Source organism: Azoarcus sp. TTM-91, from assembly GCF_012911025.1.
In the GTDB taxonomy this organism is placed as follows: Bacteria; Pseudomonadota; Gammaproteobacteria; order Burkholderiales; family Rhodocyclaceae; genus Azoarcus.
The window spans coordinates 36730-51532 of sequence record NZ_WUEI01000027.1 but is presented as its reverse complement, the minus strand read 5'-3'; the positions used below and the strand labels follow the sequence as shown (position 1 = coordinate 51532).

The 14803-nt window shown below is 60.8% G+C and carries 13 protein-coding genes; 8 read left to right on the top strand and 5 right to left on the bottom strand.

Going from position 1 to position 14803, the window contains the following annotated elements; translation table 11 throughout:
* Positions 1-53 precede the first annotated feature (53 nt).
* Positions 54-1307 carry a M48 family metallopeptidase gene (locus GRF61_RS10265; protein WP_169150563.1) on the top strand — a complete coding sequence of 418 codons (1254 nt, stop codon included), beginning with the start codon at positions 54-56 and terminating at the stop codon, positions 1305-1307.
* A 133-nt stretch (positions 1308-1440) separates the two neighbouring features.
* Positions 1441-2325 carry a ribosome small subunit-dependent GTPase A gene (rsgA, locus tag GRF61_RS10260; protein ID WP_169150562.1) on the top strand — a complete coding sequence of 295 codons (885 nt, stop codon included), beginning with the start codon at positions 1441-1443 and terminating at the stop codon, positions 2323-2325.
* 24 nt (positions 2326-2349) lie between these two features.
* Here rsgA and GRF61_RS10255 read toward each other — a convergent pair whose 3' ends face one another.
* The 5 genes from GRF61_RS10255 to GRF61_RS10235 all read right to left on the bottom strand — a co-directional run bounded on the left by GRF61_RS10255 (position 2350) and on the right by GRF61_RS10235 (position 7897).
* Positions 2350-3090: a proteasome-type protease gene (locus GRF61_RS10255; protein ID WP_169150556.1), complete on the bottom strand. Its 741-nt coding sequence runs from the start codon at positions 3088-3090 to the stop codon at positions 2350-2352.
* Between the two features lie 49 nt (positions 3091-3139).
* Positions 3140-4084 (bottom strand): alpha-E domain-containing protein, encoded by a 945-nt coding sequence (locus tag GRF61_RS10250; RefSeq protein WP_169150555.1) that lies wholly within the window; start codon positions 4082-4084, stop codon positions 3140-3142.
* Between the two features lie 25 nt (positions 4085-4109).
* Positions 4110-5528, bottom strand: coding sequence for a circularly permuted type 2 ATP-grasp protein (locus GRF61_RS10245; protein ID WP_169150554.1), 1419 nt, complete (start codon positions 5526-5528; stop codon positions 4110-4112).
* A gap of 240 nt (positions 5529-5768) precedes the next feature.
* Positions 5769-6950 carry an acetyl-CoA C-acyltransferase family protein gene (locus GRF61_RS10240; protein ID WP_169150553.1) on the bottom strand — a complete coding sequence of 394 codons (1182 nt, stop codon included), beginning with the start codon at positions 6948-6950 and terminating at the stop codon, positions 5769-5771.
* A 20-nt stretch (positions 6951-6970) separates the two neighbouring features.
* Positions 6971-7897 (bottom strand): CobD/CbiB family protein, encoded by a 927-nt coding sequence (locus GRF61_RS10235; RefSeq protein WP_169150552.1) that lies wholly within the window; start codon positions 7895-7897, stop codon positions 6971-6973.
* A 225-nt stretch (positions 7898-8122) separates the two neighbouring features.
* Here GRF61_RS10235 and GRF61_RS10230 point away from each other — a divergent pair, with 225 nt between their 5' ends.
* The 6 genes from GRF61_RS10230 to GRF61_RS10205 are packed head-to-tail and all read left to right on the top strand — an operon-like array spanning position 8123 to position 14802.
* Positions 8123-8707 (top strand): GspH/FimT family pseudopilin, encoded by a 585-nt coding sequence (locus GRF61_RS10230; RefSeq protein ID WP_169150561.1) that lies wholly within the window; start codon positions 8123-8125, stop codon positions 8705-8707.
* Between the two features lie 3 nt (positions 8708-8710).
* A complete protein-coding gene (gene pilV, locus GRF61_RS10225) occupies positions 8711-9184 on the top strand; it encodes a type IV pilus modification protein PilV (RefSeq protein ID WP_248281188.1) in 474 nt (157 codons plus the stop codon).
* Positions 9181-10137 (top strand): prepilin-type N-terminal cleavage/methylation domain-containing protein, encoded by a 957-nt coding sequence (locus tag GRF61_RS10220; RefSeq protein WP_282447174.1) that lies wholly within the window; start codon positions 9181-9183, stop codon positions 10135-10137. The genes pilV and GRF61_RS10220 overlap by 4 nt, the downstream gene beginning before the upstream one ends.
* Complete coding sequence (locus tag GRF61_RS25175; RefSeq protein ID WP_211165873.1) at positions 10134-10670, top strand: PilX N-terminal domain-containing pilus assembly protein; 537 nt, start codon at positions 10134-10136, stop codon at positions 10668-10670. Before GRF61_RS10220 ends, GRF61_RS25175 begins: the two co-directional genes overlap by 4 nt.
* Entirely contained in the window at positions 10667-14380 is a 3714-nt protein-coding gene (locus GRF61_RS10210) for a PilC/PilY family type IV pilus protein (protein ID WP_169150550.1), read from the top strand. The genes GRF61_RS25175 and GRF61_RS10210 overlap by 4 nt, the downstream gene beginning before the upstream one ends.
* On the top strand, positions 14377-14802 hold the full coding sequence (locus GRF61_RS10205; protein ID WP_169150549.1) for a type IV pilin protein: 426 nt from the start codon (positions 14377-14379) through the stop codon (positions 14800-14802). Before GRF61_RS10210 ends, GRF61_RS10205 begins: the two co-directional genes overlap by 4 nt.
* Position 14803 lies beyond the last annotated feature (1 nt).

Sequence of the window (14803 nt, the reverse complement as noted above, 5' to 3'; positions counted from 1 at the left end):
GCCCTACAGCCCACCCTTTCGCCGCCACCGCCCACCGGCCACTCCTGACCCGCATGTCCGCCGCGTCCTTCAGCCTGCTGTTCGTCCTCTTCCTGGTCGCCTCGACCGCAATCAAGAGCGGGCTGATGCTGCGCCAGATACGGCATGTGGCGGCACGGCGCGGCGCGGTCCCCGAGCCCTTCGCCGAGAGCATCGGCCTGAGCGCCCACCAGCGCGCCGCCGACTACACCGTGGCGCGCATGCGACTGACCGGCGTGGAGACCCTGGCCGGCGCGGTGTTCGTCCTCGCTCTGACGCTGGGCGGCGCACTGCAGGCGGTGCACGGCCTCCTGACCCAGGCATGGCCGGCCGGCAGCCTGCTGCATGGCGTGGCGCTGCTGGGCTGCATCGCGCTGGCCAGTTGGCTGATCGAACTCCCCTTCAGTCTGTATCGCATCTTCGTCGTCGAGAAGCACTTCGGCTTCAACCGGATGACTCCTGCGCTGTTCATCTCCGACACGCTGAAGGAGGGCCTGCTGGCGACCCTGGTCGGCCTGCCGCTGCTGGCTGTGGTGCTGTGGCTGATGGGCGCGATGGGCAAATACTGGTGGCTGTGGGTGTGGGCTTTCTGGCTGGCCTTCAATCTGCTGGTGCTGCTTGTCTGGCCAAGCTTCATTGCCCCACTGTTCAATACCTTCACGCCCCTCGGCGACGAGGCGCTGAAAAGCCGGGTGGAAGCACTGCTCCAGCGCTGCGGCTTCAAGTCCAAGGGCCTGTACGTCATGGACGGCTCCCGCCGCTCGGCCCACGGCAACGCCTATTTCACCGGCTTCGGCGCCGCCCGCCGCATCGTTTTCTTCGACACCTTGCTGGACAAGCTCGCCCCTGCCGAAGTCGAAGCAGTGCTGGCACACGAACTGGGCCACTTCAGCCATCGCCATATCGTCAAGCGGCTGGCTGTGCTCGCGCCGCTCAGCCTGGCCCTGCTCGCCTTGCTGGGCTGGCTGGTAACCCAGCCCTGGTTCTTTGCCGGGCTGGGCGCCCACAGCCAGGACACCGCCACCGCCCTGGCGCTGTTCTTCATCGCCCTTCCGGCCTTCACTTTTCCGCTGGGCCCCTTGATGAGCCACTGGTCGCGCCGCCACGAATTCGAAGCCGACGCCTACGCCGCGGCCCAGACCCGCGCCTCCGATCTCGTCGCCGCGCTCACCAAGCTCTACCGCGACAACGCTTCGACGTTGACGCCGGACCCGCTGTACTCCCGCTTCTTCGACTCCCACCCTCCGGCAGCAATCCGGATTGCCCGCCTGCAGGCGCTGCCTGAATGAAGGCTCGCCGCGCACGCCACACCACAGCAAGCCCTTCCCGCCCCTGCACCGGCTCCAGGCCGGCCAACACGAGCTCCTTCATTTGAAACGCGCCTCCCGGCAGCAGAACCGAAACGACACATCCGCACCCACGGTGCGCGGCAGGGTCACCGCCGCCTTTGGCCGCCATTATGAAATCGACACCGGGAAGGGCCTGCTGCAGGGCTACCCGCGCGGCAAGAAAAGCGTGTTCGCTTGCGGTGACGAGGTGGAGGTGCTGCCGCAGGGCGAAGGCCAGGGTGCGATCGTGGAACTCCACCCCCGGCGTAGCCTGTTGTGGCGCTCTGACGCCTTCCGCGAAAAGCTGATTGCCGCCAACCTCAGCCATATCGCCATCGTCGTCGCCACCGAGCCGGGTTTCTCCGACCTGCTGCTCTCCCGCTGCATCGCCGCTGCAGAAAGCCAGGCGATCACGCCCTTGATCATCCTCAACAAGAGTGACCTCACCGCCGGACTGCCGCTGGCACGGGAACGCCTCGCCCCTTTCGTTGCCCTCGGTTATCAACTCATCGAACTCTCGGCTCTGGAGGGTGCGGAGAAACTGAGGCCCTGGCTGGAGAACCGGCACAGCATCCTGGTGGGCCAGTCCGGCATGGGCAAGTCTACGCTGACCAACGCCTTGATTCCCGAGGCCAAGGCTGCCACCCGGGAGATCTCCACCGCGCTGGACACCGGCAAGCACACCACCACCTTTGCCCGCCTCTATCCGCTGGGCGAGGACGGCTGGATGATAGACAGCCCCGGCTTGCAGGCTTTCGGCCTGGCGCATCTGGGTGAGGAAGAACTGGCGGAAGCCTTCGTCGAATTCCGCCCCTTCCTCGGGCAGTGCCGCTTCCGCGATTGCCGGCATGAGGCCGAACCCGGTTGCGCGATCCTGGCCGGGGTCGCCGCGGGCAGAATCAACGCCCGGCGTTTCGAGCACTACCGCAGCATCAAGGCTGAAATCGCCGAGGCACGCAGGCTGAATCCCGGCTGGTGAAGCGCCGGAGACAGGCTTGCGCGCTCAGCCTTTGCCCAAGGGGGACGGATCGGGCAATTCGTCGAACGTGGCCCGCAGCGCGCTGCCCCAGCGCGACTGGATCATGGCGAAGTAGCTGTCGGTGCCGTCGATGTGGCGCTGTTCGCCGAGCTTGTAGGTACCAGCGTGAACGACGGTGAGATCCAACGGCAAGCCCACCGAGAGGTTGGAGCGCAGCGTGGAATCCATCGAGATCAGCGCGCACTTGGCCGCCTCCTCCAGCGAGGTCGTCCGCTGCAGCACGCGGTCGATGATGGGCTTGCCGTATTTGGACTCGCCGATTTGGAAGTAAGAGGTTTCCGGCGTCGCCTCAATGAAATTGCCGGCAGCGTAGATGTTGAAGAGCCGGGGTGGCTCACCGCGTATCTGGCCGCCCAGGATCAGCGCGGCATTGAACTCCACGCCGAAGGCCTGCAGCGCGTCGGCGTCCCGGCGATGGATCTCCCGCAGCGTTTCTCCGACATGGCGTGCGGCCTCGAAGAGATTGGGAACGGTCGCCAGACTCACCCGGCTGTCCGACGCCGCGACTGCCTCCCGCAGCATGGACAAGGCGGCCTGGGTGATCGCCAGATTTCCCGCGCTCATCAGTACCAGCACCCGCTCGCCGTCCCGGCCGAAAACCGCAGTCTTGCGAAAGGTGCTGATCTGATCGATGCCCGCGTTGGTGCGCGAGTCGGACAGGAAGACCAAGCCCGCATCCACGAGCATGCCAACGCAATAGGTCACCCCATTCTCCTGCCGTTGTGCCCCTCGCGGGGCGGAGCCTCAAGCCGTTTCAAGACACCGGGACAAGGAAGTCGTCGGCAATGCGGTTTCCCAACTCCTGCGTGCGGGCCAGCATCCGGATGACGTAGTTGTGCAATCCACCGCGCACGATGTCGTCGATGCGCCCGAAGCGCAGGGTTGCCTCGAGCTCGCCGGCCTGCCGCTCAGTTTCCGCGGACTGCGCGTTCCTCACCCGCTGCAGATTGGTATAGACCTCCTTCATGCAGCGGGCCAGGGAGCGCGGCATGTCTACCCGCAACAACAGCAGCTCCGCCACCCGCGCCGGAGTGATGAGATCGCGGTAGACCTTCCGATAAACCTCGAAGGCGGACACCGAACGCAGTAAGGCACTCCACTGGTAGTAGTCTGCCGCCCCGCCCTCGACCTCGCCGGCGGGCAGCAGCAGTTGGTACTTCACATCCAGGATGCGTGCGGTGTTGTCAGCCCGCTCGAGGAAAGTGCCGATACGGATGAAACGCAGCGCCTCATCCTGCAGCATGGTGCCTATGGTCACCCCGCGCGAGAGGTGGGAGCGGTACTTCACCCATTCGAAGAATTCACCGGCTCCGGCGTCTGCGAATGCCTCAGGGGTGAAATCCCGCATCTTCAGCCAAGTGCCATTGGTGGTTTCCCACAGCTCCGAGGTCAGGGTTCCCCGCACCGCGTGCGCGTTCTCCCGGGCTGCACGCAGGCAGTTGCGGATACTGGAAAGGTTGTCCTGGTCGAAGATCATGAACTCCAGCACGTTGTCCGGCGTGATCTCGGCGTAGCGCTGATGGAAAGCGGCCTCCAGCCCCATGATGCGCAAGGTGGCGCCCCAGGCCTGCTCTTCCTGGATGCGGGACTGGGGCATCATGGACATGCGGTGATTCACGTCCAGGATGCGGGCGATGTTCTCGGCCCGCTCCATATAGCGGGCCATCCAGTAAAGGTGATCGGCGGTACGGCTCAGCATCTTCTGTTCTCCCTAGTTCGCCGATTCAGGCTTCCAGTACCCATGTGTCCTTGGTGCCCCCGCCTTGCGAGGAATTCACCACCAGCGATCCGTCACGCAGCGCCACCCGTGTCAGCCCGCCGGCCACCAGTTGAATCTCCTCGCCTGACAGCACGAAGGGCCGCAGGTCGATATGGCGCGGCGCCACGCCGGATTCAACGAAAGTCGGGCAAGCTGACAGTGCAAGCGTGGGTTGCGCGATGTAGCGCTCCGGGTACTTGATCAAGACTTCACGGAAAGTCTCCACTTCGGCCTTGCTTGAGGCCGGCCCGACCAGCATTCCGTAACCCCCTGCGCCATGAACCTCTTTCACCACCAGTTCGGCAAGGTGGTCCAGCACATAGGCCAGATCGTCCTTCTTGCGGCACATATAGGTGGGAACGTTGTGCAGGATGGGCTCCTCCCCAAGGTAGAAGCGCACCATCTCAGGCACATAGGGATAGATGGACTTGTCGTCGGCAACGCCGCTACCGATGGCATTGGAGAGGGTGACCCTGCCGGCTTGGTAGGCTCCGAGTATGCCCGGCACCCCGAGCACCGAATCCGGCCGGAAGGCGAGCGGGTCGAGGAAGTCGTCATCCACCCGGCGGTAGATCACATCCACCCGCTGCGGCCCCTGCGTGGTGCGCATGAACACCTGTTCGTCCTTGACAAACATGTCCTGGCCCTCCACCAGCTCCACACCCATCTGCTGGGCGAGGAAGGCATGTTCGAAATATGCGCTGTTGTATGCTCCCGGCGTGAGGACCACGACGGTGGGGTCGGTCACGCCGGTCGGCGCCACGCTGCGCAGCATGTTGAGCAGCATGTCGGGATAGCGGTCCACCGGCGCGACACGGTAGCGGGAGAACAAGCGGGGGAAGAGCCGCATCATCATCTTGCGGTTCTCCATCATGTAGGAGACCCCGGATGGCACCCGCAGGTTGTCTTCCAGCACGTAATACTCGCCCGCGCCTGCCCGCACGACATCCACGCCAGCGATGTGGGCATAGATCCCTCGCGGCACATCCACTCCCTGCATGACCCTCCGGTACTGCGCGTTGTTCAGCACCTGATCCGGCGGAATGTGGCCGGCCTTGAGTATTTCCTGTCCGTGGTAGATGTCATGGATGAAGAGGTTGAGCGCCTTGACCCGCTGGCGCAGACCGCTCTCCAGGGTCTTCCATTCCGCGGCGGGAATGATGCGCGGGATGATATCGAAGGGAATGAGACGTTCCGTTCCCGCACCCTCGCCATAGACGGCGAAGGTGATGCCGTGGCGATGGAACAGCGCATCCGCCTCAGCCCGCTTCTGTGCAAGCCGCTCTTCCGGCATTTCCGACAACCACGCTGCGTACGAGGCATAGTGGGGCCTCACCTGCCCCGCCTCATCTTTCATTTCGTTATAGAAGTTCTTGATCGTCATGGCGCTGAGCCCGCCTTTCTGGTGGTGAATCGGGACAACCTGAGGTCAGCGAAAAGCATGCCAGCACCGCATCATGGGTAATCCAACAGCGTAGCCCTCCAAGCAAGCGGGCCATGCACCAATACCGTGCAAACCCGTCTGACCCATTTTGGCAACTGGTGCATCTGTTCCTACTGTGCGCTGGCAGCAGACGAAAAAAAACCCCGCCAAGGCGGGGTTTCGTGAGGACTGCGCAATCGCTCAGATCCGTTCCCAGATCGTCGTGATGCCTTGGCCCCCACCGATACACATGGTCGCCATGCCGTAGCGGCCACCGACTCGGTGCAGTTCATGCAGGAGCTTGGTAATGATCACCGCACCTGTCGCCCCCACCGGGTGGCCCAGGGAGATGGCACCACCGTTCGGGTTCGTCTTGGCCGCGTCCAGTTCCAGCCCCTTGTTAACCGCAATTGCCTGGGCTGCGAACGCTTCGTTGGACTCGACCACGTCGATCTTGTCCAGCGTCAGGCCGGCACGCTGCAGCGCGAGCTTGGAAGCCGGAATCGGGCCTTCGCCCATGACGTCGTTCGGCACGCCTGCGATCGCGTAGGCAACCAGGCGGGCCATCGGTTTGTGGCCGTCAGCACTCGCCTTGGCGGCATCTGCCAGCAACAGGAAGGCGCCGGCGTCGTTGATGCCGGAAGCATTTCCCGCGGTCACGCTGCCATCCTTCTTGAAGGCGGGCTTCATCTTGGCCAGCGATTCCAGGGTCGTCGCACGCGGATGTTCGTCAGTATCGAAGACCACCGGGCCCTTGCGGGTTTCAAAGGTGATCGGAACGATCTGGCTCTTGAAACGGCCATCCGCCAGCGCAGCGGCCGCACGGCTCTGCGACTCCAGCGCGAAGGCATCCTGCTCTTCCCGCGTGATGCCCCACTTGCTCGCCAGATTCTCGGCGGTGATACCCATATGACCAACACCGAAGGGGTCGGTCAGTACCGCGACCATCGCATCGATCGCCTTGGTGTCGCCCATGCGCGCGCCGGAACGCAGGGTCGGCATCAGATAGGCGCCTCGGGACATCACTTCGACACCGCCACCGATGGCGTAATCCGCATCGCCCAACATAATGGCCTGGGCCGAGCTCACCACGGCCTGCTGCGCGGAACCGCAGAGGCGGTTCACTGCGAAGGCCACCGAGTCCATCGACATTCCACCCTGGATGGAAGCCACGCGGGCCACGTAAGGGTAACGGGATTCGGTCGGAATGCAGTTACCGACAGCGGCAAAGCTCACCTGTTTCGGATCCACGCCACCGCGGGCAATCGCCTCTTTGATGACGATACCGCCCAGCTCGGCGGGTTCCATGTCCTTCAGCGAACCATTGAATCCACCAACGGCGGACCGAACGGCGCTGAGAACAACGACTTCACGATTTGCCATCTCCACTCCCTCCTAGGAAATCAACGCCCCACCCAGCCGGCGATTCCCAGCAAGGCGAGCATCAATAGACACACCAGCAGCGCCCGCCACACCAGGCCCACTGTGCTCTGCATATAGTCGGCATCAGCCTCGTCTCCCAATCCCATCTCGGGACGTTCGACGATCTCGCCGGATTCGTGCACCGGCATGCCCAGGCGCACACCCAAGGCGCCGCCGCCGCTCGCAAGGAGTATAGCGGACGCCCTGTCGGGCCACAGCATGGGCTGGGTCCGCCAGCAATAGATCGCGTCTTCGAAATCGCCGACGATGGAAAACGAGGCAGCGGTCAAACGTACCGGCAACCAGTCGATTACCTCGAAAGCCTTCCTCGCAAACAGACCGAAAAGCCCGAACTCCGGATCCGTCCGGCGCCCCCAGTCCTCCGCGAAGAAACGGGCCAGGCGATACATCACCGCCCCGCTCGGTCCCGGCAGCAAGATGAACCAGAACGCCACGCCGAAGACATTCCGGTGAGATGCGACCAGCGCCTGCTCGATGGACAGGCGCGCGATCTCGCTGGAACTGGCCTCGTGATAAAGGCCGCCTCGCCATTCGGCCAACAGGACACGCGCCCTGTCGACTTCCCCCATACGCAGCGCCAGATGGATATCGGTAAAGAAATGGCTCTCCTGCCGGAAGCCCATCGTCAGGTATAGGACTCCGACGTTGAAGGCCATGGCCAGCAGCGGATGCACATGCCACAAGAAGTAGTACAGCAGGGCACACCCGACGGTCGCGGTCAGCACGATCAACCACCAGGCAGCCCGGCCGTGATGCGCCTCCCCATCGTTGAATCGCTGCACCATGGCGCCCGACAACCGCCGCAGCGGATCCAGCAGCAGTTTCTGTACGGGAAGAGGACGCAGCTGCTCAATGAGCAGCGCGATGATCAGCGAAAGGAGCGTCATGCGGAACCAAGAAAGCTGAAAAGGCCCGCCACTGGGCCATTCGCTGGGCAAGATACCATAAAAGGCTGGCCCGACCTCCGCCTCCCATTCCCCCTGTCAACACGTATCCGAAAACATCAAAACGTTAATGCCGTTCGGCGGCCTATATCCAACGCTCATCGCCCGCAGGCGCTACGCCAACGGCGCCCCCCTAAGATCACCAAATCCCGACCTCAGGCGCACACCATGCGGTTTTCCGGCAGGACTGACGGCTTCACCCTGATCGAGCTCATGGTCACTCTGGCTGTCGCGGCCATTCTGGCTGCCATGGCAGCCCCCTCCTTTCGGGCCTTGCTGGCAAACAATCGCCTGAGCACGCAGACCAACGAACTCGTCGGTGCAGTCACTTTCACCCGTAGCGAGGCAGTAAAGCGAGGGCGCAACGTAACACTCTGCCGTGCCGACAGCGATACCGCACTGACCTGCCTGGCTGGAAATCAAAGCGAATGGGAGCACTGGATAGTCGTGGATTCGGCGATTGACGCAGCTGACCCCAGTCGAATCCTGCGCCGCGGGTCAATTGCCACTCAGCAAATTTCTGTCGGAGCCAGCAGCAACATCACGGATGCCTCTAATCAAATCGTGTTTCGCGCTGACGGACTGGCCCGCGGCAGCGATGGCAGCACCCTGCTTATTGGAACCCTCCGGATCTGCTCCGAAACGGAAGGCCTGGACCCAAACGCCCGCCGGCTGGAAGTAATGGGGGGAGGACGGACCACCACGAGCACGGCATCTGAAACCTGTGACTCTGACGTCACCAACCCCGACTGAAAAATGCCCGCCAATCCCTCCCCCACTGCGGCAATGCACCTCTATCAAAAAGGGGTCAGCCTTATCGAGGTATTGATCGCGGTGCTCGTGCTCTCACTAGGGCTTCTTGGCATGGCGGGGCTGCAGTTCTCCTCTCTCCGCAATAACCAGAGCGCCACCGAACGAAGCATGGCCGTGATCCTGAGTTACTCGATCCTGGACAGGATGCGCGCGAATCGCTCTGCGGTCCTCGCTGGAAACTACAACTTCAGCGATGCCGCCTGCACAGCGCCCACCGGCGCCAGCCTGGCTGAAACTGACCTTGCCGCCTGGCTGACGTCCGTCCAGCAAAGCATAGGTGCCGGCTCATGCGGCTCGGTGAGTTGTGATGGCGCCGGTCTGTGCACCGTATCCATCACCTGGGACGACAGCCGGGCGAGCGCCGCCGACTCGACCGCTGCGCAGAGTTTCAGCATTCAGACCAAGGCTCAACTATGAGGCGCCCACCTCTCCCACTCCGCCATCTGCGGGGCCTCACCCTCATCGAGATGATGATCGCCCTTGTCCTTGGCTTGATCGTAGTGGCGGGCGTAGGCAGCGTATTCTTGGCCAACCGGCAGGTTTATCGCAACTCGGAAGGCCTGTCGAGAATTCAAGAGAACATTCGGACTGCGTTCGAATTAATGGCCCGCGATCTGCGCGAAACAGGCGGAACCGCCTGCGACCCCAGCGGAACCTTGAGCAACACGGCCTGGTGGAATAGCTGGGGGCTACGCGCCTACTCAGGCTCAACAGCCTTCCCCACTGGTATGCCGGAATTTGGCTCGCAAGCGGCCAAAAGGGTCGAAGGAAGCCAAGCACTGATTCTTAGCGGCACAACAGGCCTGCCTGCATCAGTCAGCACGCACTCGGGAACCACCATAACAACCCAAGCGGCCCACGACCTTCCCACGGACGGGTACCTCCTCATCTGCAACCCGCTCTCCAGCGCAGGCCAACTGTTCCAGGCCAATGGAGGCACTACGACCACCATCACCTATGCTGCCGGAGCAGTACCCAACACATTTGGTCGCAACAGCGAACTCTCTCGCTTTGCAAGCCAAGGATGGTTCATAGGATGCAATGGACGTAGTGCCTGCGACCAAGACACCGGGCGCTCCCTTTATCGGACTCAATTCATCAACTCCTCAGCGCAAACGCAGGAAATTGTCGAAGGCGTCTCGGCAATGACGCTTCAATTCCTGAGGGAAGGCGACGCCGTATATAGCGCGATGGCTGACACCGCCGCCTGGACCAATACCGATTGGGCCGGCGTTTCAGCAATCAGCGTCCGGCTGAGCTTTGTCGAACCCGGCAGTGAGGCGGCGAGCGGCATTGCCGAGAATGGCGGTAGCGCCCGCGTCAGCCGGGAGTTGACGAACGTTATTACCCTCAGGAACAGAATGCCGTGAAAACCCGCCGGCCGCATATTACAGCGCTCAGTGAGCAACACGGTGTCGCACTAGTCGTCGCCTTAATTCTATTGCTGCTAGTCACCATGATCGGTTTGGCAGGTATGCGGGGAACGACGCTGCAGGAAAGGATGACCTCCAATCTTTACGACAGGGAGCTCGCTTTTCAGGCGGCTGAAAGTGCACTGCGCGCGGCCGAAGCTGCAATTGCCGCCGATGAAACTGCGTTCCAGACCGATTGCTCCGCAACAGCATGCACTACCACCCCAGCTATAACCGGCATAACCTGGATAAGTCCGTCTCTAAGCCTCGGCGACGTAACGGCCGCGCCTAGCTATCACATCCAGTACCTTGGCGAAGGAGCTGAAGATAGCAGCGACGTCGATACCTGCGGTGGGGTTGCCGAATACGGGTCGAGTGGTTGCACCAAAACCGTTGCTCGCTATTACCGGATTACAGCACGTAGCGCTGGCGACGAGGGGCGCGCCGCGGTGTGGCTTCAGGCCACGATGTCTCTCAGCAGTACCGAATGAGCAATCAAATGAAGAATATAGTGCCTCAAACTCGCCTGGGTCTAATATCGCTGGCCACACTGGCGCTGCTCTCGAATAGCGCTTGGGGAGTTATTGATATTGCCACGCAGCCATTACTTGTTGCTGAGCCTTTAGCGCCGAATATCATCTACATCATCGATGATTCTGGTTCGATGAATCGCGACGACCTGCCTGACAGTGCGAGCTGCAGTTCATCATCTGGCGGCGATGGAGCAAACGTCATCAGAATGGACACGGGGAAACTCAATGCCAGCAAGGCCGAACGGTGTCAATCGGGTAGCTACAATCTCATTTACTACAACCCCAACACCACCTACACCCCTCCGGTTGACTCAGCCGGAAATTCCTTGGGAAACAGTAGCTACACCTCTGCATGGCGCGACGGCTATCTGAGTAACCGGGGAAGTCACGCCACCGACCTCAGGATGTGGAGAAGAAGTACGACTGCCCCTTACGCTGGAACAGCAACCAGCAGTTCCGACACTCACTCTTCTGGATTCGTCTGTCTCACCCGCCAACGAACCGGCAACAATTATTCCTACATATACAGCAATTGCGGCACCGCCAGCGATGCGCTCAACCTCACCGGTTACCGCCTCACCTCACCCAGCGAGTTATGGAGGGCGTCGACCACCACAACGGTGACCAATGCCACCACCGGCTTTGTCTGCAACACGTCGTACAACGTCTCCTACGCCAGCGGAGTCACATTCTATTCGCAGTGTGCGAACGCCTCCGCTTCCAGCCCCCGGTCGGGCACCCGGCTAACCAGCCCCACCCAGGTCTGGCTCTCTTCTTCCGGGGCATCCGTATCCAGTGTGAGCAGTGGGTACGTCTGCAGCAGTCGCACCACGGCGACCCTCAGCTTCAACAGTCCTGGCACCAACAGTGCGTCGACGTACTATGCCTATTACGACTGCGGCTTCGCATCCAGTAGCGCGACACGTTCCGGCTATCAAATCGACGAAGAGTTTTACTACTACGTCTATAACGGCACTGGCAGCACCACCTCGAACGCCAGCTATACAAAAACGACGGTCAGTTCCGACGCGCAACGCCAGAACGTGGCGAACTGGTACTCCTATTATCGGACCCGTCTCAATAGCGCACGTAGCGGCACCAGCCTGGCTTTTTCAGACCTCTCCGGCACCTATCGGGTCGGCTACGGCCAGATCAATAACTCCACACTTCCCTTGTCTGGAGTCCGCCCATACTCCCAGGCAAAAGAGTCGTTCTATTCCTGGCTATTCAGCATTTCTGCCGACGGCAATACACCCCTCAGGCGCGCCCTGGGCCTGGCTGGGGAATATTACGAATCGGAAGAGCCCTGGCGAGACGACCCAGCCGATACCTCAAGCAGCGAACTATCCTGCCGCCAGAGCTTCACCATCCTGATGACAGACGGCTACTGGACGACCGGCTCTGGCACCGGAGCCTCCGGCTCCGCCGCGGGTAATACCGATGGCAACAGCGGCGCGGCAATCACCAGCGCGAATAACCAGACAACCTATACCTACAGCCCGGCATCCCCCTTTACCGATAATTACAGCGGCACTTTGGCGGACGTAGCCATGTATTACTGGAAGAGGGATCTCAGGCCCAACCTGGCCAACGACGTTCCCACCTCTTCGTCCGACCCCGCCTTCTGGCAACACATGGTCACTATTGGTCTGGGCCTCGGCGTGGAGCCCTCCACCGTATCGAAAGCAAACGCGTTCGCTGCGATAAGTACCGGGGCCACAATCAATTGGCCAGATCCCAGTTCATCCAACGCAGCCCGCATCGACGACCTTCTTCATGCTGCAGTAAATAGCCGCGGGGACTTTTACTCCGCGAAAGACCCCGCCGCCTTCACCGACGGGCTCAAGCAGTCCCTGGCCTCCATCCAGTCTCGCCTCGGCTCTGGCACCAGCCTGAGCTCCAATAGCACCGAGGTGACTGACGGCTCTGCCGTCTACAAGGCGAGCTACCAGTCAGTAATCTGGTCGGGCGATCTAGCCGCCTTTACAGTAACTACCAACGGAATTAACAGCAGCGCGGCATGGGTAGCCTCAGAACGGCTCCCCGCCGCCTCCGACAGAAGTATCTTCACGAGAGCAGGCGGCACGGCGACAACATTCGCTTGGGCGAGTCTAAGCAATGATCAGCGGTCTGCCCTCGGATCAAGTGACATCTTGAGTTATCTGCGGGGAGATCAAAGTCTCGAGCAAGGCAATGGGGGAACATTGCGCACCCGGACGAACGGCCCCTTGGGTGACATCGTCAACTCGACGCCTTATTACGTCGGCGCCCCTGATGCCTCACTCTATGCGAGCCGCACATGGACAGGCGCCGCTGATCACGCCGCGTTTGCCGAAACCAATGCCAGTCGAACAAAAATGGTTTACGTAGGCGCCAATGATGGGATGCTTCATGGCTTCAATGCGGAAGTGGCCGCCACAGCCGAAGATAGAGGCCGGGAAGTATTCGCCTATATTCCAGGAGCGCTTGTAGACGCCAATCTCGCCTCTTTGGCCAGTCCGAATTACACCCACCGCTATTTCGTTGATGGACAGATAACCGTCGCTGACGCATATATCGGTAGTGCGTGGAAAACCGTGCTGGTCGCCACCTTGGGCCGTGGCGGGAAAAGTGTATTTGCCATCGACGTTACTGATCCCTCCAGCATGGATGCCAGCAAGATGCTGTGGGAAGTAAGCTCAAGCGTGATGGGGCAAAGCCCAGGCAAGCCAAGCATTGCGCGGCTGGCGAACGGCAACTGGATGGCAATTCTGGGGAACGGATATAACAGCTCAGACCATCATGCACGACTGGTGATGATCAATCTTCAGTCCGGCGCCGTCAGTTCCATCGACACCGGTGCTGGCTCGAGCGACAGCCCTAATGGGCTTTCGGCGCCCTATGTAATCGACACTGACAACGATGGCAATGCTGACAGGGCTTACGCGGGTGATCTCCGTGGGAATGTATGGCGATTTGATCTGGCAGAGCAGACAGCGACCAAGGTGTTCCAAGCCAGGGATAGCTCTGGAACCGCTCAACCCATCACTTCCGGAATCACTGTAGTCAAACGGACCAGCACCGGCGATTACTGGCTCTATTTCGGCACTGGAAAGTTCCTGGGGGAAAGCGATATCACCACGGCTTCAGTTCAAACCTGGTATGGGCTGATAGACGGATCAGAAATCACGGACCGTGCCGAACTTCATCAATCGAGCATTGTATCGGACACTGCATCTTCGTCAGGGGATTACACCGTCCGCACGGTTTCGGAAGTCAGTGCTGGTGATCTGGCCGCAAAACGGGGTTGGTATATCGACTTGGTTACCGGCAACACCCAGAATGGAGAAAGGATGATCTTGACCAATCAGGTCATCAATGGCGTTCTGATCGGGCAGACACTCATACCAACCGGAACTCAATGCAATCCCAATGGGGACGGTTTTGTCATGGCCCTGAACCTCTTCACAGGCGGCCGGTTGGATTACAACTACTTCACATACAACGGAACCGTAATTACAGGAAGTGGCATTAGCTTCAGTAGCACACCTAGCAACGTCGTATACAAAGACGGTTCTCTTTACACCCAGCTCGAAAACACCAACGTCAGGAAAGTGGGTGTAAACACGCCATCGGGAACCACGACTCGCAGGAAGACATGGCGAGAACTTATTGGAGTCGAGCCATGAAAAACATGCGCGGTATGACACTGATCGAATTAATGATTGTGGTGGTAATTATCGGGATACTGGCTGCAATTGCCTATCCGTCTTACCAACAGCATATGATGGACACTAGGCGCGCGAGCGCCCAGGCTTGCCTTGTCGAGCAGGCCCAATATCTGGAGCGCTACTTCACCTCGAATATGTCCTATGAAGGGGCTGTGGGCGACGATGGTGAAAACTGGCCCTCGTTTGGTTGCACCACTGACACCGTGGGCTTCTATCAGTTCTCTCCCGGGACACCAGGCACCCGGGCTTTCACTCTCACAGCCACACCTCAAGGAGCCCAGGCCTCGAACGACCATAAATGTGGTTGCTCGTTAACGCTCGACCAAGCGGGCACACGAGGCGTCGGAGCTGATACATGCACAGTAGCCTCATGCTGGTGAT